The 23,255-nt window shown below is 66.0% G+C and carries 22 protein-coding genes; 5 read left to right on the plus strand and 17 right to left on the minus strand.

Annotated elements, in window-relative coordinates:
* Positions 1 to 8 precede the first annotated feature (8 nt).
* Genes AB0366_RS20280 through AB0366_RS20295 form a run of 4 tightly spaced genes read right to left on the minus strand, consistent with a single transcriptional unit; the run spans position 9 to position 3,715 of the window.
* Complete coding sequence (locus AB0366_RS20280; protein WP_366245526.1) at positions 9 to 518, minus strand: hypothetical protein; 510 nt, start codon at positions 516 to 518, stop codon at positions 9 to 11.
* 11 nt (positions 519 to 529) lie between these two features.
* A complete protein-coding gene (locus AB0366_RS20285; RefSeq protein ID WP_366245607.1) occupies positions 530 to 1,288 on the minus strand; it encodes an alpha/beta hydrolase in 759 nt (252 codons plus the stop codon).
* Positions 1,289 to 1,316: 28 nt separating this feature from the next.
* On the minus strand, positions 1,317 to 2,906 hold the full coding sequence (locus tag AB0366_RS20290) for a DNA polymerase Y family protein (RefSeq protein ID WP_366245527.1): 1,590 nt from the start codon (positions 2,904 to 2,906) through the stop codon (positions 1,317 to 1,319).
* A complete protein-coding gene (locus AB0366_RS20295) occupies positions 2,903 to 3,715 on the minus strand; it encodes a hypothetical protein (protein ID WP_366245528.1) in 813 nt (270 codons plus the stop codon). The genes AB0366_RS20290 and AB0366_RS20295 overlap by 4 nt, the downstream gene beginning before the upstream one ends.
* A 205-nt stretch (positions 3,716 to 3,920) precedes the next feature.
* Between AB0366_RS20295 and AB0366_RS20300 the strand changes: the two genes are divergently transcribed.
* A complete protein-coding gene (locus AB0366_RS20300) occupies positions 3,921 to 5,144 on the plus strand; it encodes a serine/threonine-protein kinase (RefSeq protein WP_366245529.1) in 1,224 nt (407 codons plus the stop codon).
* Between the two features lie 18 nt (positions 5,145 to 5,162).
* On the opposite strand, the gene AB0366_RS20305 is transcribed toward AB0366_RS20300, so the two are convergent.
* The 4 genes from AB0366_RS20305 to AB0366_RS20320 all read right to left on the minus strand — a co-directional run bounded on the left by AB0366_RS20305 (position 5,163) and on the right by AB0366_RS20320 (position 8,769).
* Positions 5,163 to 5,852 (minus strand): response regulator transcription factor, encoded by a 690-nt coding sequence (locus tag AB0366_RS20305; RefSeq protein WP_366245531.1) that lies wholly within the window; start codon positions 5,850 to 5,852, stop codon positions 5,163 to 5,165.
* A complete protein-coding gene (locus AB0366_RS20310) occupies positions 5,831 to 6,964 on the minus strand; it encodes a histidine kinase (protein WP_366245532.1) in 1,134 nt (377 codons plus the stop codon). The genes AB0366_RS20305 and AB0366_RS20310 overlap by 22 nt, the downstream gene beginning before the upstream one ends.
* A 10-nt stretch (positions 6,965 to 6,974) precedes the next feature.
* Positions 6,975 to 7,676: a hypothetical protein gene (locus AB0366_RS20315; protein ID WP_366245534.1), complete on the minus strand. Its 702-nt coding sequence runs from the start codon at positions 7,674 to 7,676 to the stop codon at positions 6,975 to 6,977.
* Positions 7,677 to 7,761: 85 nt separating this feature from the next.
* Entirely contained in the window at positions 7,762 to 8,769 is a 1,008-nt protein-coding gene (locus AB0366_RS20320; protein ID WP_366245536.1) for a MerR family transcriptional regulator, read from the minus strand.
* Positions 8,770 to 8,975: 206 nt separating this feature from the next.
* On the opposite strand from AB0366_RS20320, the gene AB0366_RS20325 reads away from it, so the two are divergent.
* Entirely contained in the window at positions 8,976 to 9,317 is a 342-nt protein-coding gene (locus AB0366_RS20325) for an HNH endonuclease signature motif containing protein (protein ID WP_366245608.1), read from the plus strand.
* A 5-nt stretch (positions 9,318 to 9,322) separates the two neighbouring features.
* Here the strand turns inward: AB0366_RS20325 and AB0366_RS20330 are convergent, their stop codons facing one another.
* Both AB0366_RS20330 and AB0366_RS20335 read right to left on the minus strand, forming a co-directional pair.
* Positions 9,323 to 9,970 (minus strand): response regulator transcription factor, encoded by a 648-nt coding sequence (locus AB0366_RS20330; RefSeq protein ID WP_317801141.1) that lies wholly within the window; start codon positions 9,968 to 9,970, stop codon positions 9,323 to 9,325.
* Positions 9,967 to 11,427: a PspC domain-containing protein gene (locus AB0366_RS20335; protein ID WP_366245538.1), complete on the minus strand. Its 1,461-nt coding sequence runs from the start codon at positions 11,425 to 11,427 to the stop codon at positions 9,967 to 9,969. The genes AB0366_RS20330 and AB0366_RS20335 overlap by 4 nt, the downstream gene beginning before the upstream one ends.
* Before the next feature lie 148 nt (positions 11,428 to 11,575).
* Here AB0366_RS20335 and AB0366_RS20340 point away from each other — a divergent pair, with 148 nt between their 5' ends.
* Together AB0366_RS20340 and AB0366_RS20345 are read left to right on the plus strand one after the other, a co-directional pair.
* Positions 11,576 to 12,955 carry a PspC domain-containing protein gene (locus AB0366_RS20340; RefSeq protein WP_366245540.1) on the plus strand — a complete coding sequence of 460 codons (1,380 nt, stop codon included), beginning with the start codon at positions 11,576 to 11,578 and terminating at the stop codon, positions 12,953 to 12,955.
* A complete protein-coding gene (locus AB0366_RS20345) occupies positions 12,952 to 13,206 on the plus strand; it encodes a hypothetical protein (protein ID WP_121870404.1) in 255 nt (84 codons plus the stop codon). Before AB0366_RS20340 ends, AB0366_RS20345 begins: the two co-directional genes overlap by 4 nt.
* Before the next feature lie 5 nt (positions 13,207 to 13,211).
* On the opposite strand, the gene guaA is transcribed toward AB0366_RS20345, so the two are convergent.
* The 4 genes from guaA to guaB all read right to left on the minus strand — a co-directional run bounded on the left by guaA (position 13,212) and on the right by guaB (position 19,492).
* Positions 13,212 to 14,801 (minus strand): glutamine-hydrolyzing GMP synthase, encoded by a 1,590-nt coding sequence (gene guaA, locus AB0366_RS20350; RefSeq protein WP_366245542.1) that lies wholly within the window; start codon positions 14,799 to 14,801, stop codon positions 13,212 to 13,214.
* 30 nt (positions 14,802 to 14,831) lie between these two features.
* Positions 14,832 to 16,586, minus strand: a complete 1,755-nt coding sequence (locus tag AB0366_RS20355; RefSeq protein ID WP_366245544.1) for a GMC family oxidoreductase — start codon at positions 16,584 to 16,586, stop codon at positions 14,832 to 14,834.
* A gap of 185 nt (positions 16,587 to 16,771) precedes the next feature.
* Positions 16,772 to 17,911: a GuaB3 family IMP dehydrogenase-related protein gene (locus AB0366_RS20360; RefSeq protein WP_121870406.1), complete on the minus strand. Its 1,140-nt coding sequence runs from the start codon at positions 17,909 to 17,911 to the stop codon at positions 16,772 to 16,774.
* A 57-nt stretch (positions 17,912 to 17,968) separates the two neighbouring features.
* Positions 17,969 to 19,492 carry an IMP dehydrogenase gene (gene guaB, locus AB0366_RS20365; protein ID WP_183130205.1) on the minus strand — a complete coding sequence of 508 codons (1,524 nt, stop codon included), beginning with the start codon at positions 19,490 to 19,492 and terminating at the stop codon, positions 17,969 to 17,971.
* A gap of 299 nt (positions 19,493 to 19,791) precedes the next feature.
* Here guaB and AB0366_RS20370 point away from each other — a divergent pair, with 299 nt between their 5' ends.
* Positions 19,792 to 20,196, plus strand: coding sequence for a DUF5319 domain-containing protein (locus AB0366_RS20370; protein ID WP_032378069.1), 405 nt, complete (start codon positions 19,792 to 19,794; stop codon positions 20,194 to 20,196).
* Positions 20,197 to 20,280: 84 nt separating this feature from the next.
* Here AB0366_RS20370 and AB0366_RS20375 read toward each other — a convergent pair whose 3' ends face one another.
* From AB0366_RS20375 to AB0366_RS20385, 3 genes are all read right to left on the minus strand, one after another.
* Positions 20,281 to 21,297 carry an anti-sigma-D factor RsdA gene (locus tag AB0366_RS20375; protein WP_366245545.1) on the minus strand — a complete coding sequence of 339 codons (1,017 nt, stop codon included), beginning with the start codon at positions 21,295 to 21,297 and terminating at the stop codon, positions 20,281 to 20,283.
* The gene (locus tag AB0366_RS20380; RefSeq protein ID WP_314142411.1) at positions 21,290 to 21,868 is read right to left on the minus strand and encodes a sigma-70 family RNA polymerase sigma factor; all 579 of its coding nucleotides are present in this window, start codon (positions 21,866 to 21,868) and stop codon (positions 21,290 to 21,292) included. Before AB0366_RS20380 ends, AB0366_RS20375 begins: the two co-directional genes overlap by 8 nt.
* A gap of 136 nt (positions 21,869 to 22,004) precedes the next feature.
* Positions 22,005 to 22,832, minus strand: coding sequence for a hypothetical protein (locus AB0366_RS20385; RefSeq protein WP_366245547.1), 828 nt, complete (start codon positions 22,830 to 22,832; stop codon positions 22,005 to 22,007).
* Positions 22,833 to 23,255: the final 423 nt, after the last annotated feature.

The raw sequence follows: 23,255 nt of genomic DNA on the forward strand, positions 1-23,255 counted from the left end.
GGCAGAACTCAGCGCAGCAGAGCCTTTCCCCAGGCCCGCAGGAATCCCTGACTCAGGTATGTCAGAGTGCCGATGGCCAGAACCCATTTGACGGTGCTGACCACGGTGGTGGCACGGACGACGGTGTCGGTGATCTGTTCGCGGTTGTCGACCAGTATCAATCCGACGATGTTCTCGATGTAGTCGCCGGCAGCGGAGGCCACGGGCGCGACGGCCAATGCCGTCGTCACCGCAGGGCTCAGCGGGGTCTTTTCCGCCAGGCTCCTCGCTCCTGCACGTAGTGCGATGGCGTATATCGCCGGATGCACGAAGTCGGGCAGATAGTGGCTGCGGAACCGAGCGATCTCGGTCTCGTCCATGCTCGCCAGGATCTGCCGATAACGCTGAGCGGACCACGCCGTCTGCACGGCAAGCACTTTCGGGGCTGCGGGGCCGAGCAGTCGGGCAATGTTGGCCTGGGATACGAAAAACAGTGCCGACCATCCCAACATTTTGCGATCGAGCGCACCGAGTGTCATGCCTGCAGACCCTAGTGCGTCAGGAACGGGAGAACGGCGGCCTCGAACGCCGAGTATCCGTCGCGATGGATGCTGTGTCCGGTACGAAACGCCTCGACGCGGCAGGTCGGAATCTCGGCGACCATCGCGTCGAGCCGAATCGGATCGACCATGCCGCCGGGACCGCCTCGAAGCACCAGCGTCGGAGCAGTGATGTCGGCCAACGACTCCCACCACTGCGGATTCGGCCGACGGAACTGTTCGAGAGCAGTGGTGGTCATCGAGCGATCGAAGGCGAGTACCGCGCGGGGATGCAGAACGACGCTGGTCGCTGCGTGCCAGAGTTCGGTGACCGACGGCATCTTGCCGGTCAGTGTCGGCGGAGCGTCCCCCGGCCGAATCGGTATCGGGAGCTCTTCGAGGACCAGACGGCGGACGAGCTGCGGGCGACGCTGAGCGACGAGTGAGACCGCGTATCCGCCGAGGGAATGGCCGACGAGATCGACTTCGTTCAGCCCGAGATGGTCGATCAACGCCAGCAGGTCTGCGCCGAAGGAATCGAACTCGTACGTGGACGTGTGCGCACTCTTGCCGTGTCCGCGCAGATCGACGGTGATCACCCGGCTGCCCTGCGCGGTGAGTGCACGGGTGAACCGATCCCAGGTTGTGCTGTCGCCGCCCATGCCGTGCACCAGCATCACCGGTGCCGAATTCGAGTTCGCCTGCCCCCGCGGGGTGAACGAGCGATACGCGATATCGACGCCATCGAGGTCGACCGTCTCCGACATCATCTGCATTCCCTCGAATGTAGCGGTGCCGCTATTCGTAGATTCCTTCCACCCGCCATCGACCCTCGTCGAACACCAGCAGCAGGGCCCTTTCGTCGTCGAGCACCACCTGAGCTCGCGCCGTCGGACCCGTCGACCCGTGGCCACTGTCCCACCATCGCTCGTCCACCGGCCACGGTCCGGCCAGACCCGTCAACTGCCATTCCTTGGTCCCCCAGCGCAATCGCGACGGCGGCGTATCGAACACACCACGATCGGTGACGCCGATTCCGGTTCCCGCCCGATTCATCAGCGTCACCGTCGGACGGGTCTCGATCACTGCCGCCGGAGCAGGCTCCGGTAGCCGTCCCGGCCAGGGATCCGACGGATCGGACATCGGCACCAGTTCGTCGCCGAGCGGACGCAGCGTGATCCGCTCTGCCGGCCCGCGGCCACCGCTGAGCACACCACCGAGCACCGATTCGCCGCCGAGCAGACCCTGCACGCGCACCAACGCCCGACGCGCCCTCTCGTCCTCGTCCCCGACGCTGCCCCACAACCCCAGCTGCAGCTCACCGGCCGCCACCACTTCGATCGGTTCGAGCCGCAGCACGGTGATCGCGGACGTCGGCTTGTTCTCGCTGCGCCCGGTGATCCAGCCGTCGAGTTGCCACCGCACGCGGTCGGCTGTTCCCTCCGGCGTCAACGGCTCGGCGCACCGCCAGATCCGCGACAGATTCTCGCCGTTACCGGTACTGGCATGCACCAGCAGACGAGTGCACGCAACGGCAGCGGCAGCGAGCTTGGTGTGCAACTGCTCGGCCAACCCGCGCCCGGCGAACGCAGCTGCGTCGACCCGATCGATCGGCGGATCGCACTGGTACTCCACATCCAGGTCCGGCGGTAGGGCTCTGGCCGACGGCGGACGTTCGGGCTCACCTCGAGCACTGCGATGCGCCAACACGGCATCGGTACCGAAGCGCGACGCCACATCCCCAGGAGACAGTGCCGCGAAGTCACCAATAGTTCGTAAACCCAAGCGCCGCAACAGATCCACCAGCTCGCCCCGATCGGCAGCCGACATGCTCGGTTCCGCCGAGAGTTCTGCCACCGGCAACGGCGCGAGAAAGCCTGCACCCCCGCCGCGCGGCACCACCTGCGCATACCGCGCGGCGACGACCGCGGTTGACAGCTCGTCGGCGATACCGATCTGACATTCCACACCGGCAGCCGACGCTTCGTCGATCAACCGTTCCGCAGCCCGATGCTCGGTACCGAAATACCGTCCGACGCCGCGGGCAGAGAGAACCAGCAGGCCCGGCCTGAGCACTTCCACCCCCGGCGCGATGGCGGCGACGGCCGAGACCACGGGCTCGAACAGTCGCGCATCACGATCGGTATCGGCAAGAGCGACATGCACATCCGGGCACCGCGCCTGCGCTTCCCGACGGCGCAGGCCGCGCTTGATACCCGAGGCCCGTGCCGTCGCCGAGCAGGCAACGACCCGATTGGCCGAGGTGACGACCACCGGATGCGTCGCAGGCAGATCGGCCTGAGCCGCTGCTGCAACAGCGGGCCAATCGGGGCACCACAGTGCAAGAACACGGCTGGCGAGAACACGGCTGGAACGGTCGATGCTCATGTCGAGACCGCGATCGACAATGGATTCTGCTCGCGCTCCTCGGCATGCCACTCGATGCGGCCGTTCTCCGAACGCAGGTCGAGTCGAACGGTGCGGGGCCGCATCGCCTTGCCGCGAGCGCACACCGACAATCGGACGCCGCGCAGTCGGCCGCGGCCCAGTTCCCGGCCCGTGCCGAGGCCGTCGTATCCGTGCACCGACGCGTCCAGTCGTAGCTCTGCCCCGTCCCAGTGCCCATCGGTCACCAGCAGCGTCGACCCCTTGCTCCGCGCCCTGGCCACCACGGCCCTGGCCCGGGTGGGCGATACCGACAGACCGCCGAGACCGAGTACCACGAGGTCGACACCGTCGAGCAGAATGGCCGCCACTTCCACCGGGTCGGGACCGGGATCGGGAATCAGAGCCAACTTGCTCAATTGTGCGCCCATCTCCACCGCGGCCAGAATCCCGAAACGGGGCTGCCCGATGACGGCGACATGCCCACCGGCACCGGTCACCGCAGCCACCAACCCGATCAGGAGCGAGCCGGCACCGGACACCGAGGCCACCGTTCCACGCACCAGGCCGCCGTGCGGCAGCACGTCGATCAGCGCAGACGGCACCGGAAGAACGGGTCGTTGACGGGTTGGACGCTGCGTCGACGGTTCCGGGTGCATGGGCTCGACGGGGTCCGAATTCTCGATGCGCACCGACGCCGTTTCGCCCCGGGAAGGTACGGCAGCCATCCGGCTACGCAGCAACGCCACGCGCTCCGGCAGCGACAACCCGTCGAGCACATCCGGCGTGACGGAAGCTCCCGATACAGTCATGTCACTCCCCTTCGCGGCGTAGAAAATCGACCCGAAACTTCGGTGTTCGACGAACGCGGGAAGTGGCGTATTCGAACACAATTTCGATCTGCACTCAGTAAAGCCGCTCGGACGGCAACTCGTCAAGGTGATGCCGAAGCCCCTGGTAGATGCCTCCGTTCCGCGGCTGCAGGCACGTCCCGCCATCGTCAACTAACCTGTGGACGTGACGGATCAGCAGCGTGTTCGACGGGGCGTCGGGCCCGACTACCTCCTGGCAGGCAGATACCGCCTGGCCGGCAAACTCGGCGGTGGAGGCATGGGCGCGGTATGGCTCGCCACCGACACGCTTCTGCACCGTCAGGTGGCCGTCAAACAGGTCACGTCCACCACTCGGTTGACTCCACAGCAGGCCGTGGAAGTACGCAACCGGGCCATGCGAGAAGGTCGCATCGCTGCCCGGCTCTCCAGCCCCCACGCCATCGCGATGCACGACGTCGCTCTCGTCGACGGTGAGCCGTGGTTGGTCATGGAATACCTGTCCTCGCGCAGTCTCGCGCAGGCACTCGGCACCACCGATTCGCTACCACCGTTCGAGGTCGCTCAGATCGGCGCACAGATCGCCGACGCCCTGACCGAGGCGCACGAGGCCGGGATCGTGCACCGAGACATCAAGCCGGGCAACATTCTGATCGCCGATCGCGGCAAGGATCTGGGCATCGTCAAGATCAGCGACTTCGGTATCTCCCGAGCCAAGGGAGACGTCGAAGCAGCCGACGACAGCGTGATCACCGGAACCCCGGCATATTTCGCACCCGAGGTCGCGCGCGGACAGGATCCCACCGCAGCCAGCGACGTGTTCTCCCTCGGCGCAACGCTGTACACGGCCATCGAAGGAAAACCACCGTTCGACATCGACCACGATTCGATCGCACTGCTGCACCGAGTTGCCAAGGGGCAGATCATCGCTCCCACTCGCAGCGGTGATCTCACGGGCCCGTTGCTGCACATGCTCGAGCCCGATCCTGCCCGACGTCCCACCATGGCGCAGGCCCGCGACGAGATCATCGTCGCCGCGATCAGCAAGCGCGGCACCATAGCTCAGCTGCGCGGGGTACCCCTGACGTCTGCGGACGGCGTGGTCCCGGCGTGGGCGAGGCGCTCGACACCGGTCTCCGAGTCTCGCCGTCCGTCGCGAGAGTTCGGAAGAACCATCGCGGGCCTGCCGGCCGTGCAACCCGGTGAGAGCCAAGCAAATCCGGTTCCGTCGACGTATTCGCCACCGCCGTTCGATCTGCCGAAAAAGAAGAAGAACCCGATCGACGACGTCCTGATGCGCATCGAGGACGTCATCGGTGACCGAACGTCGATTCCGTCGACCGCGATCCTCGCAGCACTCGTGCTCGCCGTCGTGGTCGCTGTCGTTCTGGTGATCATGCTTGTGATGTGACCGACATCGGGCACCTGATCAACGCGCCTCGTGCACGATGATCGCGATCTGAACTCTGTTGCTGCACTCCAGTTTCGTCAGAATCCGTGAGACGTAGGTCTTCACGGTCGCGACGCTCATGTACAACTCGGCACTGATCTCGGCATTGGACTTCCCCGACCCGACAGCACCCGCCACCTCGCCTTCGCGATCGGTCAGGGAATCGAGCAGGGCCCGCGCCCGCGCGGTGGCGGAGTCGTGCGATCGAGCGTCCTGCTCGCGCCAGTGGGCAACCAAGCGTCCGACGGCGGTCGGCGACAGCATCGATTCCCCGGTTCCGACGCGATGCACCGCGTCGACGATGTCCCGCGGCGGTGTGTCCTTGAGCAGGAATCCGTTCGCGCCCACCCGCAGTGCCCGCAGCAGATACTCGTCGGTATCGAAGGTGGTCAACACCACGATGGCTGCCTCGAACCCCTCTGCGCGAAGCATTTCGGTGGCCGCGAGACCATCGAGGACCGGCATCCGCACGTCCATCAGAACCACGTCTGGAGACAACGTATGCACTGCTTCGATGCCACTGCGACCGTCGGCCGCCTCACCGACCACCGTGATTCCAGGATCCGAGCTCAGGATCAGCGACAGGCCAGCGCGAACCAACGCGTCGTCGTCGACCAGCAACACTGTGAGCGCATCGGGACCATCGGCTACTTCGGGCACGGCAACCACGCTTCCAGACGGTAGACCACTCCGTCGCCGCGACGCGCGATGCCGTACTCGATTCGTCCGCCGGCCAACGCGACACGTTCACTCAGACCGATCATTCCCGACCGTGAACCGGGTACTGCCGCGAAACTCTCTGTACGGAGACCGTTTTCGAGCCACACTCGAAGATCGCCATCCACCAGCGCAAGTCCGCAGCGCACCGGTAGGCCGGGCGCATGCTTTCTGGCGTTGGTCAGACCTTCCTGAATCACCCGATGAACGGTGCGGGAAACAGAGGGCGTCAGCGTTGTGTCCAAGGGCATCTCGTCGACGAACGACACTCGAGTACCGGCCTTCTCCGAATCCTCGATCAGTTCGCCGATGTCCGCCACACCCGGTTGTGGACGCGCCGACGCCGCGACACCCGATCGGAGCACTCCCAGTATCTCCCGCAGATCCTCGAGAGCACCGTGTGCGTTGAGTCTGATGGTCGATGCGATCGCCTCGACTTCGTTCGGACCGACGTCCGGCCGGACCTCGAGCGCTCCGGCATGAAGGCTGACCAACGAGATCCGATGTGCGAGAGCGTCGTGCATCTCGCGCGCGATCCGCTCGCGTTCGAGTCCGCGAACGGTCTCGCCGCGCAGATTCGATTCGGATTCCGCTCGCTCGGCCCGCTCACGCAGAGAATCGATCACCTCGCGACGCGATTTGACGACGATGCCCCACGCTGCCGGGATGCTCAGAAAGGCGAGACTGGTTGTCGCGATGTACAGAATCGACTGCTCGACCCACACAGTCGTCCAGATCATCGAGGCCAGAACGTGCAGAACCACCACAGCTGCGGTGACCCGCCACGACTTTCGAGACGCCACGGTGAAGACGGCCACCAGTTCGGCACCGCCCACCGCATCGGTCAGAACAGCACACACCGCCAGCGCTACGGCGATCTCGATCGGCCACCGACGACGCCACAACAGCAACGCTGCGCCGAGAACACCGACAACGATCGAGACGACCGTTCGAGTGGTGGTCATTCCCTCGGTGCCTGCGGCCACCAACAGCACCAACAACAGCGCGAACGCGATGGCCGCGACATCCCATGCACGTTCCCGATGTCGTCGCAGCAGTGCCATCATCGAACCGTCACGATCGAACCAGGGGACGCCAGTACTGGCTCGTCTTCTTGTCGCGCACCACCACGCCGAGTCGGTCCAGCTCCGAACGCAATTCGCGCGCATCCGAAGCGGCCTTCTTCTTCAACGCCATATCCCGAGCTTTGAGCACCGCGTTCACCTCCGGTGCCAGGCCAGGAGTTTCGGGCACCCACAGGCGATAGAGGTCGTCGTACGGATCGCCGGTCGCGACCGAGTATCCCCGCTCCTCGAACGCCGCCTCGATGGCATCACGCTTCTCCTCGCTCGGCACCCGCACCAACTGACGCGAGGCATCGTCGAGCAGAACCAGTTCCTTGCCGTCCACGAAGACTGTGCCGACTCGAGACTTCGAGACCGTGGCGGTCTCGCCTCTCTCGGTGATGCGCACTTGCGCCGTCGATACCGTCACTCGCGCGGTCTCGTAGAACGCGACGGCCACCAGCGCCAACCCCAGTAGTATCCCCACCCCGATGCAGACGTATCGCACCCACCATTGCGACCACGACGCGATCAATTCCAACGGACCCTGGAACGGTATCCAGGTGAGCGACGCTCCCCACTCAGCCACATACGGGACCGTGAATCCCAGCAACCCACCGATCACCACGGCACCGGCGATCAGGAAGAACCGATCACCACGGGAGAACCACAGCACCGCCGGCGAGGTCTCCCCGAGCATCTTGTCGTCCATACCCTCACGGTATCGACAGTGGGAGCTGGTACCCAGTCATCGAAAGTCGACACTTGGCCGACTTTCGACGGCAGGAACCACTCGATCAGCCGAGAACGGGCATCACCAGTGTCGTCAGAGCTCCGTCGACTGCCGACCGCACCAGCATCGGATGGTCCGTAGCAGCGATGTCGAGCATCAGGTCCGGTCCGACAGCCGATGCGACGGCAGCCTGCAGGACGGCCGCGTCGAAGAACACCGTCATCTCGGAACCGGTGACCCGTGCGGGGACGGCAACACCCTCGACTTTCAGGCCGTCCGGTCCGGCGTCGATCCGCAGCGTGCCGCTGTCGAGGGGAACGAAATCTCGTTGCACCACAACCCTCGTCGCGGTCGGAGCCAGACCGTCCATGATCGTCCGCCAGTCGGGGAAGTCGCCGTCGACGAGATCCACAGTGTGCTGGACGCCTTCGGACTCGAGCACCATTGCGTCGTCGGTTGCCGTCAGCACGCAGTTTCCCGACACGGGTAGAACCCCGAGAGAGCCGACCGCTGCAATGCGCGACCAGGATGCACCAGGCGAGCTCTGGGCAACGAGGCTGCGGGTGGAGAGTCGGTACCGATCCGTCGCGGTGAGGGTGACAGTGCCACCGTCCGCCTCGACCAGCACGCCCCGCAGCACTGGAAACTCCTCGCTGGTCCCGGCCGCAGACGCGACCTGTTCCACCGCCGACGCGAACTCGGCGGCAGATACCGTTGCTGTGCAGTATTTTTCGTCGAACAACCGGCGGATGGACACTGCGGCCTCGGCTGCTGCCCGCGCCCGTGCAGCGAGCTCGTCGACGTGCCGATCCACGATGTCGACCGCTGCAGCTCCGTCGCCGTCGAGGGCGGAGGCCACCTTGTCGAGCGGCATACCGATCTCCCGGAGTTGTCGAATGATGTTCGCCCGCTTCGCTTGTGCTCGGGTGTAGTAGCGATAGCCGGACTTGGCGTCGATGAAGGCCGGGACGAGCAGCGCGCAGTCGTCGTAGAACCGCAGGGCGCTGGGGGTCAGCCCGCTCGAGCGAGCGAACGCACCGATGGTCAGGAATTCTTCTTCCGAATCAGTCATGGTGAAATCCTGAGGCTTCGCGTTGGTCGAAGGTCAAGCACTGTGTGTCCGGGCCGGTGTGGCCCGTGTCGTCTGCCATGCTCATCCTCCGGCGACACTCGGCAACGGTGTGAATTTCGGCGCGCGGAGGCAAAACACGGAAGTGCTGCCGCGGCCGAAGTATCGTCGCCGTTGTGCACCCTCGCCGCAAGCTCCCCGCCGCTGAGCTGCCGAAGGCAACGCGGGCGCGCTACACGAAACGACGGCGACGACGGCTCGCCCGAGTGGACAACGACCTCACCGCCTCCCAGTGGGCGGAACTTCTCGAAGCCTGGGGAGGGTGCGCCTACTGTCGCGCGACGAGTGCGCCGCTGCAACGCGACTGCATCACGCCGGTCTCTCGCGGTGGCCGGTACACACTCGACAACGTCGTGCCTGCCTGCCCCTCCTGCAACGCCAGCAAACACAACAGCGAAGTGACCGGGTGGCTCCGACGCAAGAAGCTCGACGAGCACACGTTCCTGCTCCGTCACGCGACGATCCTGGCGACACTTCTCCGATCGACGTAGGCCCCCTAGTCGATTCGACGCTTGTGCGCCCATCGGGTGAGCGCATTCCTGTTGGACTGCTGAGTCTTTCGGAGAACATTCGAGGCATGGGTCTCGACGGTCTTGACCGAGATGAACAGATCCTCGGCGATCTCACGATAGGTGTATCCGCGCGCCAGCAGCCGCAACACCTCGAGTTCACGGGGCGTCAGCGAATCGAGTTCCGGATCCAGCGGGGGCTCCGGGGCGGCGCTGCGACCGGTGAACGAATCGAGGACGAACCCGGCCAGCCGGGGGCTGAAGACGGCATCTCCCCCGGCGACGCGTCGAACACCGTCGGCGAGCTCCGAGCCGGAGATCGTCTTGGTGACGTACCCCCTCGCCCCGGCACGGATGACGGCGATGACATCCTCGGCGGCGTCGGACACACTCAGGGCGAGACATACCGGCCCCTCGGAGATGCGGTTCAACACGGCCACGCCGCCGCCGTCGGGCATGTGCACGTCGAGCAACACCACGTCCGGCTTCGTCGATTCGATGCCCGAGACCGCCTCGGCGACACCGCCGGCTTCCCCGACGACGTCGATGTCCGCCTCGCGAGCGAGCTCGGCTCGCACACCGGAACGGAACACCGCATGGTCGTCGACCAGGAAAACGCGGAAAGGTTCGGTCACGTCGGCTGCTCCTGCTGGGTGGATTCGGACGATTCGGTGGTGACGGAGGAGCCGTTGCGGGGCATGAAGATTCGCACTTCGGTTCCCTTGCCGACTGTCGACCGTACCTGCACCGTGCCACCGCGACGTTCGATGCGTCCCCGAATGGACTTCGCCAGTCCCCGTCGATCCTCGGGTACCTCGGATTCGTCGAACCCGGTACCGCGATCGCGGACGAAGACGCTGACCTGTTCCGGTTCGGTTTCGGCGAACAGATCGATATTGGTCTCCCCGGAGTGCTTGGCCGCGTTGACAAGAGCCTCTCGCGTGGCACCCAGTAGCGCGGTGAAGCTCTCACGGGACAGACCCGATTCGACGTCGTCGGGCAGTAGATGCACGTCGCCGACTGTGATGGGGCGAACCGTCACGCCGTGCTGATCCTCGACCTCACCGGAGATGGTCTTGAGCGCGTCGGCCAAGCTGGAGTTGTCGGTGTCGCCGCCGTCGAACAGCCATTTGCGTAGTTCACGCTCCTGCCCCCGCGCCAACCGCATCACCTCCTGCGGCTGGTCGGACTGCTTCTGGATCAGGGCCAGTGTCTGCAGCACCGAATCGTGCAGGTGCGACGCGATTTCCTCGCGTTCGTCGTTGCGGATGCGTGCAGACCGCTCGGCACCGAGCGCGCGCCAGGTGCGCAACCAGATGGGAACCGTCAACAGGCCGACGCCGACGAGAGTGACCACCACCGCCAGCAGCGACGAGCGCAGTGCGGCCAGATCGACGCGGGCGAGCACCACCACGGCGAGGCCGAGCACGATCAACGTCGCTCCGCCGACGACCCTCGCCCAACTCAACACGGTCGGATGCTTGGGCAGACCCAGAGCTGTTCGCGGTCCCTCGGAGTCGAACTCGCGCCAGACCAGGGCCGCACCGATGACCACGACGATGACCGGCACGATGACCGAAGCAGCGGTACCGCTGAGCAGCCAGGCGAGACCGACGGCGAGGCCGAGACCGATAGCAGCCAACCCGAGCGCACGCTGGCGTTCGGCGGCACTCGGATGTGCAGTGTCCTCGCCCGCGGGCGTGAACATCCAGATCAATCCGTATGCGGCGATGCCGGCACCGGCGGACGCGGCAAGCAGCGCGAACGCCACCCGAACCTTGAACACGTCGATGCCGAGATGGTCGGCGAGCCCGCCCGCCACGCCGCCGACGATGCGTCCGCCGCCGCGGCGTTGAAAGGGGGCAGGAGCGGAGCCTGCAGGCGTGACCGGAAATGCAGGAGCGGAGCCTGCAGCAGCGACCGGGAATGCAGGAGTGACAGGGACAACGGGAGTGACAGGGACAACGGGAGCGACAGGGACAACGGGAGCGACGGGGACAGCGGTCGGCGTGCCATGGGTAGCCGTCGCGTCGCCTGCCGGGGACGGTGTGTTCCGGGCGGCGTCGACGGGTGGATTGTCGACAGGGTGCACGCCTTCGATCCTGGCACGGATGCGGCGGTCGTCGCATCAGGGTTCGCCCTGATGTTTCGCGGATCCGGCGAGGTGGACCCGATTTCGGGGATGAAGATCAGGGGTATCCCTGATGTGTTCGGTGCTCGTGGCGGCCACGATGGTTGTCATGAGCAACGTGACCGTCTCGGATCAACTTCAGCAGATGTGGCGCACCCGTCCGCACCGCTTGCCGCAACGCGGGCATGTGGCGGGTGTTGCGGCCGGTATCGGCTATCGCTACGACGTCGACCCCGTTCTGATTCGGATCGCGTTCGTCGTCTCCACCCTGTTCGGCGGTACCGGCATCGTGCTGTATCTGGCGGGGTGGTTGGTGCTGAACCGCGCCGGTGACACGGCGTCGGGCGCGGAGTCGCTGGTCGGGCGCGGCAACAGCTCCGATTCGACAACCAAGATGGTGGTCGTGGCGGTGGCATTGGTCATCGCGGTGTCGACGATCGGCCCGGTGGGTGTCGGACTCGGGGGTTCGGGGCTGATCTCTCTGGTGGCGATGCTCGGTGGACTGTGGTTGCTGCACCAACGGTGCCCGGAGCCGCCGCCGTACATGCGGACGCCGGAGTTCTCCCGTAACCGATACGCCCCGAGACCGTTCGGCTCTCCCAGCACATCGGCCGAGCAGTGGACGGCCGCGCAGTATCGTCCGCCGCAGTTCCAACACCAGAGCTACACCCCGTACACGACTCTGCCGAAGAGCTACGTTCCGACACCGAAGCCGGTCGAGCACACCGAAGCCGACGCCGACGCGCACACCGTGAACCTGAGCAAGGCGACCGCACCCGCCGAGAAGCCGAACGACACGCCGACCGATATGCCCACCGTGACTCCCCCGTCGTGGGATCCACTCGGTGTGGCACCGTTCGCCTGGGATCTTCCCGAACCGGCAGGCACATTCCCGCCTGCGGCGATCGAACGCAAGCGTCGATCACGTTGGACGGCAAGTTTTCTCGGCCTGGCTCTGCTCGCTGCCGGCATCACCGCGGCGGTAGGTGCCGCAACCGGCGGAGACTGGGCCTCGGCGGGCCGCGTCGGAGCCGTCGCGCTCGCGGTCATCTCCGTGGGACTCGTGCTCGGTGCATTCCTGCGCAAGGGCTACGGATTGTTGGTGGTCGCGGCACCCCTGGCCGGCTTCGTCGTCCTGGCGTCAGCTGTCGGTCCGATGGACGTGGGCAACAGTGCGTCGGGAACGCAGCGCATCGCACCGATCACCGTGGCCGAGCTCGACGCCACCTACGACGTCGGTATGGGTGAGCTGGAACTCGACCTCACGGGCCTCGACCTCACCGAGGACCGCACCGTCGAGATCGATGTGGCCCTGGGCAGTGCATCGGTGACCGTGCCCGATTCGATGAACGTGATCGTGCAGTGCGAGGCGACGTTGGGTTCGTGCCCTACCGACTCGAGGTTCGGTCCGGGAACGAGCAGCGACGATCCGGTACTGACGATCGTGGGGGATCTGGCACTCGGCGAACTGAAAGTGGGGAACCAGTGAAGAAGAACAAGACGGACCGTGTCGGCCGCGACTACGACGACTCAGCCACCGAGGATCGCACGTCGAGCCGACGCGGCCCCTCGGCACTGCTGCTCCTCGCCGGGCTGGCCGCCATGGTCGTCTCGGTCGCAGCCCTCATCGGCCAGGGAGCCATCGCGGCACTCGGCGACGTCCAGTTCCGCTGGGTGTTCGTCGTCGCCGCGGTGGTGGTCGGCTTCGCGCTACTACTGGGCCCCAGCAGAAAGAGCTGAGTCCGCTACTCCCACTCGATGGTGCCCGGCGGCTTGCTCGTGACGTCGAGAACGACTCGGTTGACCTCCGGAACCTCGTTGGTCACCCGAGTCGAAATCGTTTCCAGCACGTCGTACGGCAAACGAGTCCAGTCCGCAGTCATCGCGTCCTCGCTCGAGACCGGACGCAGCACGATCGGATGGCCGTAGGTACGGCCGTCGCCCTGCACTCCGACACTGCGCACGTCGGCCAACAGCACCACCGGGCACTGCCAGATCTGCTGATCCAAGCCCGCGACCGTAAGCTCTTCGCGGACAATCGAATCGGCATGACGGAGCGTGTTCAGACGGTCGCGGGTGATCTCGCCGACGATGCGAATCGCCAAACCGGGTCCGGGGAACGGCTGCCTGCCGACGATGTCCTCGGGCAATCCCAATTCTCGCCCGACCGCACGCACCTCGTCCTTGAACAGAGCACGAAGCGGCTCCACCAGCGCGAACTGCAAATCGTCCGGCAGCCCGCCGACGTTGTGGTGACTCTTGATGTTCGCGGTACCGGACCCGCCACCGGACTCGACGACGTCCGGGTACAACGTGCCCTGCACCAGGAACTCGACCGCGTCGCCGTGCTCGGCGTTCTCGCCCAGCACCTCGGCCACAGCGCCTTCGAAGCTCCGGATGAACTCGCGGCCGATGATCTTGCGCTTCTCCTCCGGGTCGGAGACGCCCTCGAGCGCGCCGAGGAAGGTATCGACCGCATCGACGGTGACCAACTTTGCACCCGTCGCGGCGACGAAATCCTGCTGCACCTGCTCACGCTCGCCGGCGCGCAGCAGTCCGTGGTCGACGAAGACACAGGTCAGCCGGTCACCGATCGCCCGCTGCACCAGTGCCGCCGCAACCGCGGAGTCGACGCCGCCCGAGAGGCCACAGATGGCCTTGCCCGTGGGGCCCACCTGCTCCTGCACCGCGTCGACCAGAGCGTCGGCGATGTTGGCTGCAGTCCAGTCCGGAGCGATGCCCGCCGTCTCGTGCAGGAACCGGCTGAGCACCTGCTGGCCGTGCGGGGAGTGCAGAACCTCGGGGTGATACTGCACGCCCGCCATCCGCTTGCCCTCGTTCTCGAAGGCTGCGACCGGCGCGCCCGCGCTGGTGGCGGTGACGGTGAAGCCCTCCGGGGCCGCGGTGACGGCGTCACCGTGACTCATCCAGACCGGCTGCGTGGCGGGCAGACCGTCGTGCAGACGACCGCCGTCCACGCTGAGTTGGGTGCGACCGTACTCCCGCGTTCCGGTGTGTTCGACGGTTCCGCCGAGGGCCTGCGCCATGGCCTGGAATCCGTAGCAGATGCCGAACACGGGGATGCCGAGGTCGAGGAGCGCGGAATCGAGCTCGGGCGCACCCTCGGCGTAGACGCTGGAGGGTCCGCCCGAAAGCACAAGCGCGACAGGGTTCTTCGCCGCGATCTCCTCGGCGGTCGCGGTATGCGAGATCACCTCGGAGTACACATTGGCCTCGCGCACACGGCGGGCGATCAACTGCGCGTACTGGGCGCCGAAATCGACGACGAGAACCGGGCGTGCGTGTGCGGGATCATGTGCAGAGGAGTCGGTCACCGGGTCAGTCTAGTGGGACTGTCGTGGTGGTTATGCAACACCCGAATGCTCGACGGGCCTCGCCGAGGAACCCGACCGAATCTCGACGATCGGCAGTCGCAGACCTCCCGGAGCATCCACCGGGACGACCGGGGAGTTCGGGGCGATCGGGTCGAGACGCTGGTACGGCAGGCCCTGTGCCGGACGGAGATCCAGCTCGCCCTTGTTCGGCCACAGCGCCGCGGAACGCTCGGCCTGCGCGCTGATCGTCAGCGACGGGTTCACTCCGAGGTTGGCCGATACGGCAGCCCCGTCGACCACACTGAGCGTCGGGTAGCCGTGGACGCGGTGGTACGGATCGATGACGCCGTGCTCGGAATCCGAGGCGATCGCACATCCACCGAGGAAGTGGGCCGTGAGCGGGATGTTGAACAATTCTCCCCAGGTACCGCCTGCCACACCACCGATCTTCTTGGCAATGCGTCGAGTGGCGTCGTTGCCCTCGGGGATCCACGTCGGGTTGGGCTCGCCGTGACCCTGCTTGCTCGAGATCTTCCGGCCGAAGGGGCCGCGCTTGGTGAACGTGGTGATCGAGTTGTCGAGGTTCTGCATCACCAGCGCGATGATGGTGCGCTCGCTCCAGTGCCGAACGTTGACGACGCGGACGAACTGAATCGGATGAGCGATCATCGCGAACACGAACTTGAGCCACCGCGGGATCTTTCCGCCGCCGTCGGTCATCAGTGTCTGCAGCATGCCCATCGCGTTCGAGCCCTTGCCGTAGCGGACCGGTTCGATGTGGGTGTTGGGGCTGGGGTGGAACGAGGACGTGATGGCTACACCGTGCGTGAGGTCCATGTTCGGATCGACCGCCAACTTCGCGGCCCCGACGATCGACTCGGAGTTGGTGCGCGTCAGTTCCCCGAGCGTGTCCGAAAGACGGGGCAGCGCGCCGGTGTCCTTCATCTTGTGCAGCAGGTTCTGCGTACCCCAGGTGCCCGCGGCGAGAACCACGTTGGCCGCACTGTAGGTCTTGCGCCCCTTGCGCAGCCGAGCACCGGTTCGTTCGGTGTCGACGTCCCAGGTGCCGTCGGATCGGGGAACGAGACCGGTGACGGTCGTCATCGGCACGATCTCGGCTCCTGCGCGCTCGGCCAGGCCGAGGTAGTTCTTCAGCAGGGTGTTCTTGGCTCCGTGGCGGCAACCGGTCATGCACTCGCCGCATTCGATACATCCGGTGCGCTCGGGGCCTGCACCGCCGAAGTACGGGTCCGGGACGGTCTTGCCGGGTTCTTCCCCGAAGAACACTCCCACCGGCGTCTGGATGAAGGTATCGGCGACGCCCATGTCCTCGGCAACCGACTTCATCACCTCGTCGGCGGGGGTCATGTGCGGGTTGCGGACGACGCCGAGCATGCGGGTGGCCTGGTCGTAGAACGGCGAGAGCTCACTGCTCCAGTCGGTGATGTGCGCCCACTGCTTGTCCTCGAAGAACGGTGCCTGGGGCTTGTAGAGGGTGTTCGCGTAGTTCAGCGAGCCGCCGCCGACTCCGGCACCGGCGAGGATGAGGCAGTCGCGCAGCAGGTGCACGCGCTGGATGCCGTAGAGGCCGAGCTTCGGTGCCCACAGGAAGCGCTTGAGATCCCAACTGTTCTTCGCGAAGTCCTTGTCCTCGAAGCGTTGTCCGGCTTCCAGGATGCCGACGCGGTATCCCTTCTCCACCAACCGAAGCGCGGTGACGCTCCCGCCGAAGCCCGAACCGACGATCAAGACGTCGTAATCCGTTGCGCGAACAGCTGAACCCATGGTGACCTCCGCTACATCCGATGCTGTCGAACAGTATGCACACCCCATGTGACTACCGCCACAACCGATTCTAGCTGTTACGAGAGGTATCACCAACCCAGGGTCGACTTACGTGGACTACATGCAGCAGAAAGGGCGCGCACCCCTGTGTGAAAGGAGTGCGCGCCCTGCTGAAGCAGTCTCGATCAAGCCCTGACGTTCAGGCCCACCTTCTGGAATTCCTTGAGATCGGAGTACCCGGACTTCGCCATCGACCGACGCAGTCCACCGACGAGGTTGATCGAGCCGTACGACTCACGTGACGGTCCGTTGAGCACCTGATCCAGGCTCGGACGCTCCCCCGCCGACATCGGCAGCAGCGCGCCGCGCGGCATGGACGGGTGCGCCGCGGCGGACGGCCAGTACCAACCTCCACCGGGAGCCTCCGCAGCGACGGCAAGCGGAGCTCCGAGTACCGCAGCATCGGCCCCACAGGCGATGGCCTTGGCGAGGGCACCGGAGGTGGTGATGTCGCCGTCGGCGATGACGTGCACGTAGCGCCCGCCGGTTTCGTCCAGGTAGTCCCGACGTGCCGCGGCCGCATCGGCGATGGCGGTGGCCATCGGAACGCCGATACCGAGCACCTCACCGGTGGTCGTGCCACCCTCGACCGAGCCGTAACCGACGATGACGCCTGCCGCGCCGGTGCGCATCAGGTGCAGTGCGGTGCGGTGATCGCTCACGCCACCGGCGATGACGGGAACATCGAGCTCCGCGATGAAAGTCTTGAGGTTCAGCGGCTCGTCCTCACCGTGAGCCACGTGCTCGGCGGAGATGATCGTGCCCTGGATGACCAGCAGATCCAGGCCCGATGCCACCAGGGCAGGCGTCAGCGAGCGAGCGTTCTGCGGGCTCACCCGAACGGCGACGGTCACCCCGGAGTCACGGACCTGACCGACGGCTGCGGCCAGCAGATCCGGCCGAATCGGCGCGGAGTGCAGTTCCTGCAGGAAGGCGATCGGGGCGTCGGGATCGAGATCGGTCTCGGCGATGTGGATCAGCTGATCGAGCTTGGCCTGCACGTCCGAGTGGCGTGCCCACAGTCCTTCACCGTTGATGACCCCCAGCCCACCCTGGCGACCCAGCTCGATCGCGAACTCGGGCGAGACCAGAGCATCGGTCGGATGCGCCAGAACGGGAATGTCGAAGCGGTACGCATCGAGCTGCCATGCCGTCGACACCTCCTTCGACGAGCGGGTACGACGGGACGGCACGATGTCGATGTCGTCCAACTGGTAGGTGCGGCGGGCTTCTCTGCCCATGCCGATTTCAACGAGGTCGCGCACGCGCGCACCTTTCTACTTCGAGAGCGAATCGAATCGGCCGAGGATAGGCCGAAGCGACTATCGGGTGGTGTAGTTCGGGGCCTCTGCGGTCATCGTGATGTCGTGCGGGTGGCTCTCCTTGAGCCCGGCCGCAGTGATCTGCACGAACTGAGCGTTCTGCAGATCCTCGATCGAGGTGGACCCGGTGTACCCCATCGCAGCGCGCAGACCACCGGTGAGCTGGTGGATGACCTGGTTCAACGGTCCGCGGTACGGGACGCGACCTTCGATGCCCTCGGGCACCAACTTGTCCTCGGCCAGCACATCGTCCTGGAAGTAGCGGTCCTTGGAGAACGACTTCGCTCCCCCTCGTCCCTGCATCGCGCCGAGCGAACCCATGCCGCGGTAGCTCTTGAACTGCTTGCCGCCCACCAGAATCAGCTCGCCCGGGGACTCCGCGGTGCCGGCCAGCAACGATCCGAGCATGGCGGTCGACGCACCGGCAGCGAGTGCCTTGGCGATGTCACCGGAGAACTGCAGACCGCCGTCGGCGATGACCGGCACACCGTGCGGCTTGCACGCGGCGACGGCTTCGAGGATGGCGGTGATCTGCGGGGCGCCGACGCCTGCCACCACACGGGTGGTGCAGATCGATCCCGGTCCGACGCCCACCTTGACCGCGTCCGCACCTGCCTCGACGAGGGCGAGTGCCCCCGCGCGAGTGGCCACGTTGCCGCCGACGACCTGTACGCGGTCGCCCACCTCGGCCTTGAGCTTGCTGACCATCTCGAGTACCTGCGAATTGTGGCCGTGCGCGGTGTCGACGATGATGACGTCCACCCCGGCGTCGGTCAGTGCCATCGACCGAGCCCAGGCATCCTGCCCGACGCCCACAGCGGCACCGACCAGCAGGCGACCGTCACGGTCCTTGGTGGCATCGGGGTGCTGCTCGGTCTTGACGAAGTCCTTCACGGTGATCAGGCCGGTGAGTGCGCCCTTGCCGTCCACGATCGGCAACTTCTCGATCTTGTGGCGACGCAGCAGGCCGAGCGCCGCTTCCGCGGTGACGCCCTCCTGCGCGGTGATCAACGGTGCCTTGGTCATCACGTCGGCGACGCGCCGGTTCTGATCGACCTCGAACCGCATGTCGCGGTTGGTGATGATGCCGACCAACGCGCCGGTCTCGTCGGTGACGGGAAGTCCGGAGATACGGAAGCGCGCACACATGGCGTCGACCTCGGCCAACGAGTCGGTGGGCTTGCACGTGACGGGGTCGGTGACCATCCCGGCCTCCGAGCGCTTGACCGTCTCGACCTGCGACGCCTGATCCTGCAGCGACAGGTTGCGGTGCAGCACGCCCATACCGCCCGCGCGGGCCATGGCGATGGCCATCCGGGCCTCGGTGACGGTGTCCATGGCGGAGCTGACCAGCGGCACCCGCAGGCGAATCTCGCGGGTGATCTGGCTGGAGGTGTCGACCGAGCTCGGAATCAGATCCGAAGCGGCCGGCAGCAGCAGGACGTCGTCGAACGTGAGGCCGAGCATCGCGACCTTGTTGGGATCGTCGCCGCCTGTGCGGACGTGGGCTCCGGGACTACTCATGCGAATCTGGCCCTCCCTAGAGCCTGGTTGCACTTCGGCGCGGCGTGCGGCCGGTGAGAGCTCGCAGGCGCACCGCAGTGCGGGATTGGAGAACGGATGGAGTTTCGGCACTTGCACTCATCTGTTCAGCGCCGTGAACCATGGTATCGGCTAGGGCACAACCAGTGCGAATGCCTCCCGCTGTGAGTGGCCTTCGAGCACCGAAATCGCGGTCCGCAGCATTGTCGGCGGCGGACGCGTCCGGCATGTCGCATTCGAACGGCTGGCGCAGACCCACCAGTCCTGCGTACCGTGGAGGCGTGCGCGATCAACTGCCTCCCGGTCTACCCCCGGATCCGTTCGCCGGAGACCCAGCCGACCCGTCGGCCGCCCTCGACGCTATCGAGCCCGGCCAACCCCTAGATCCTCAGGAGCGCCTGGCCGTCGAAGAGGATCTGGCGGACCTGGCCGTCTACGAGGCACTGCTCGGCCACCGCGGAATTCGCGGACTGGTCGTGTGCTGCGAGGACTGCCAGCAGGACCACTACCACGACTGGGACATGTTGCGGGCGAACCTTCTGCAGCTCCTGGTCGACGGCACCGTCCGGCCGCACGAGCCTGCCTACGACCCTGTGCCCGACGCCTACGTGACCTGGGATTACTGCCGCGGTTTCGCGGACGCCTCGATGAACGACGCCCTGCACGGCGACGGATTCGACAGCTGACTTTTTCGACACCTTCGCACGAAGAAGCCCGACACGATCATCGTGTCGGGCTTCTTCGCGGTTCGGGAGGGACGCGAAAACCGGTCAGCTGCCGCCGGAGGGAACCGACATGCGGTCGCGGTTCTCCGACGAACTACTACCACCGGCAGTCGCCGTCGGCTGATCGGGCGCATCGAGCACCGTCGGCAGGACGTTCGTGGTCGTTGTCGGACTCGGAGTCGTCGTCGTGGGCGGAACCACGGGCGTCGTCGTGGTCGGAGCCGGAGTGGTCGGCACACCCGTGGTGTCGGGCGTGACCTGCTCCACCGGTGCCGGCGGCACGAAGGCCTCGGGACTGGGGACCGGAGCCGGAGGAACCGGAGCCGGGGGCGGCACAGGCGCGGGCAGCGTGAGTGCCTGCAGTTCCTGCAGCAGACGCGCCAGCCACTGATCGAGCTCGGCGCGCTGACCGTCGTCGAGCACAGCGGAACTGCTGTTCGACGCGCCGTCGAGCAGTGCGCGAGCGGCAGTGGTGTCCCCGGAGGACAGGAGAGTCTCCGCCTCTTGCAGCTTGGACGTCGTATCGATCTGCGCCACAGTCGAATCGGCCTGCTCGGAGAAGACGACCGACTTGACGCTCCACAGCGGATCGTCCGGTGTCGAGTTGTACGAGATGACCACCAGGCCACCCATCACGACGGCGATCGCGGCTGCGGCACCGGCGATGGGACGCAGCAAACGCATCCGTCCACCGCGGTTGGCCGAACTCGAGCGCGCCATGTCGGCGGCGAGCTTCTCGCGTTCGACCGAGGCGACGACCACATCGAGGGAGGGGCCGGCCGGCATCGCCGGCGTGACCACGTCTGCTCGCCAATTGGCCAACAGAAGGGCGAGTTGGTACTCGTCTGCGTCATCGGTGGCAATCGGTCCGTCACCACTGATCGCGTCGATGAACGCATCGTCACGACGTACGGCGACGAGGTCCACAGGACCACCGTCTGCGCCGATGTCGGCATAGGGATCGTTCTGCTTCGGTCCAGTGGAGCTCACGTGCTCACCGATACGCGAGATTCCGCGACGCGGCGTCTCACCGGGGCCACCGTGACCATTGTCCCTAGCCATACATTTCACCTGCTCTCACAACTTCGTTCTTCAGTTTTGCGATAGCTCGGTGCTGAGCCACGCGGATAGCGCCTGCAGTGCTGCCGACGGCGGCTGCTGTTTCCTCGGCCGACAATCCGACTACGAGTCGGAGCACCAGAATCTCGCGGTGCTTGGCGGGCAAGGTGTCCAGCAGTGCAGTCATCTGTCGACTCGACTCGGATTCGAGAGCTCGTTGCTCCGGTCCGTGCTCCATCGACACGACATCTGGTACTTCGGCGGCCGGGTCCGATTTGTTACGCGAGGCGCTGCGATGGGCGTCGGCGACCTTGTGAGCCGCGATGCCGTACACGAATGCCATGAACGGACGACCTTGGTCCTGGTATCGCGGCAAGGCGGTCATGACTGCCAAACAGACCTCCTGCGCCACGTCGTCGGCCGAAAGCTGACCGCGCTCAGCCGAACCGACCCGTGCCCGGCAGTACCGAACGACGAGTGGTCGGATGAATTCCAAGACCCGGGACAGAGCCAGTCGATCGCCTTGCGCTGCGGCAACGACGAAAGAGTCCAACTCCTCACCCGCACTGTTCATCGTCGACAAATTTCCCCGCGTTACAGGTACGCACCCGCCTGGGAGCGCTTCCACGTGGTGGTGGAACGAGACCAAGGATAGCGACACCACCCGGTCACAACCGAACCACTCGGTCCGCCTCCGACCCAGGTCCTGGTCAACCGACCGTCGAACCACCCGGACGATCGATGGCGGCGGCCAGGTCGACGGACGAGGTCATCCCCGCGTCGAGCCCGCCCGTTCCCTCGCACAGCATCGTGGCGGCCCAGCGCAGGGGCAGCAGACCGGCCATCTCCGCAGCGCAGGCCACCTGGACGGCCCTCTCACGGGCACGGGAGGTCTCACCGACACAGCTCAGTGCCGCCGCAGCCACCAGGTCGGTCTTGACGACGTGGCGTAACGAATCGGCATCGTTGGCGAGAGCGCGAGCGGCCTCGGCGTGTCGGACCGCCTCGGGTCCGTCGCCGCGCATCATCGCCAGCTCGGCCGCCACCCACGCCGCTCGCAGTGCGGGACGCCACAGCCCCCGACCGACGCGGCCCTGCCATTGCTCCGTACTGCGGGCCAGCAGGGCGTCCGCGAGATGAAAACGTCCGCTTCCCAATGCATCTGCGGCCAGGCCGGTCAGCGCATCGCTACGGGCCTCTGTCGCGTCCGTCGATGTCGGCGGTCCCACGAGTCCGACCAGAAAGACCGCGATGCCGTCGAAGCGGCGGGCTCGCTCGTGTTCGCCCACCTGACGCAACCACGATGCTCTGGTCGAGGCGTGCAGCGACCGAAGTTCCTGGCTGTGGGGTCGATGCCGCCGAAGCTCGACTTCGGCGGCGCTGTACCGCCCCTGGCCTGCCAACGCGACACTGCGAAACCAGCTCTCTCGCGAATCGGTGGCGGCGGGGAGCGGGAATCGGCCGGGGTTGCTGCCGAAGGCAGCGTCGAAGAGTTCGGACTGCGTCGCGGTGAACAGCGAGCTCTGCTCTGTTGGCACGGACTCGAGGGTAGGGCCTTCGCGCGCGGCGAACTGCGCCCGAGCCCTACCGATTCGACGCGACGCAAATTGCACGGGCGAATTCGGCAACGGTCCGAAAGGGGTATCACTGCATCGTTTCGCGCACACAGAATGCAGTTTTCAAGGAATTAACAATGTGAACACGGGCCGACTCGAAGACGAGAATCTGAACGCTGTGTGGCGAATAGGTTAATCGGCGCACTCGGTCACACAATCGACCTCCGACCAGTCGCCTGCCGAATGCGCGCCCACTCCGCCTTTGCCCAGCGATCCGCGCGATCGCGCCGGACACCTCGCGTGGGCTGGAGCGAGCGAACCGACGTAGAACCCGACGCATGGAGCCGGAGCGCCCTCGACGCTATCGACAAGGCTGTGATCAGCGGAAACACCGACAACGACGGA

Source organism: Rhodococcus sp. NPDC076796, from assembly GCF_040702765.1.
Classification (GTDB): Bacteria; Actinomycetota; Actinomycetes; order Mycobacteriales; family Mycobacteriaceae; genus Rhodococcoides.

What these genes read in the sequence shown, in the direction of transcription:
- AB0366_RS20310 (WP_366245532.1), bottom strand. Translation starts at nt 6,964, where the DNA reads ATGGCACTGCTGCGACGACATCGGGAACGTGCATGGGATGTCGCGGCC.
- AB0366_RS20280 (WP_366245526.1), bottom strand. Translation starts at nt 518, where the DNA reads ATGACACTCGGTGCGCTCGATCGCAAAATGTTGGGATGGTCGGCACTG.
- AB0366_RS20340 (WP_366245540.1), top strand. Translation starts at nt 11,576, where the DNA reads ATGAGCAACGTGACCGTCTCGGATCAACTTCAGCAGATGTGGCGCACC.
- AB0366_RS20355 (WP_366245544.1), bottom strand. Translation starts at nt 16,586, where the DNA reads ATGGGTTCAGCTGTTCGCGCAACGGATTACGACGTCTTGATCGTCGGT.
- AB0366_RS20295 (WP_366245528.1), bottom strand. Translation starts at nt 3,715, where the DNA reads ATGACTGTATCGGGAGCTTCCGTCACGCCGGATGTGCTCGACGGGTTG.
- AB0366_RS20290 (WP_366245527.1), bottom strand. Translation starts at nt 2,906, where the DNA reads ATGAGCATCGACCGTTCCAGCCGTGTTCTCGCCAGCCGTGTTCTTGCA.
- guaB (WP_183130205.1), bottom strand. Translation starts at nt 19,492, where the DNA reads ATGAGTAGTCCCGGAGCCCACGTCCGCACAGGCGGCGACGATCCCAAC.
- AB0366_RS20320 (WP_366245536.1), bottom strand. Translation starts at nt 8,769, where the DNA reads ATGACTGATTCGGAAGAAGAATTCCTGACCATCGGTGCGTTCGCTCGC.
- AB0366_RS20315 (WP_366245534.1), bottom strand. Translation starts at nt 7,676, where the DNA reads ATGGACGACAAGATGCTCGGGGAGACCTCGCCGGCGGTGCTGTGGTTC.
- AB0366_RS20375 (WP_366245545.1), bottom strand. Translation starts at nt 21,297, where the DNA reads ATGGCTAGGGACAATGGTCACGGTGGCCCCGGTGAGACGCCGCGTCGC.
- AB0366_RS20380 (WP_314142411.1), bottom strand. Translation starts at nt 21,868, where the DNA reads ATGAACAGTGCGGGTGAGGAGTTGGACTCTTTCGTCGTTGCCGCAGCG.
- AB0366_RS20285 (WP_366245607.1), bottom strand. Translation starts at nt 1,288, where the DNA reads ATGATGTCGGAGACGGTCGACCTCGATGGCGTCGATATCGCGTATCGC.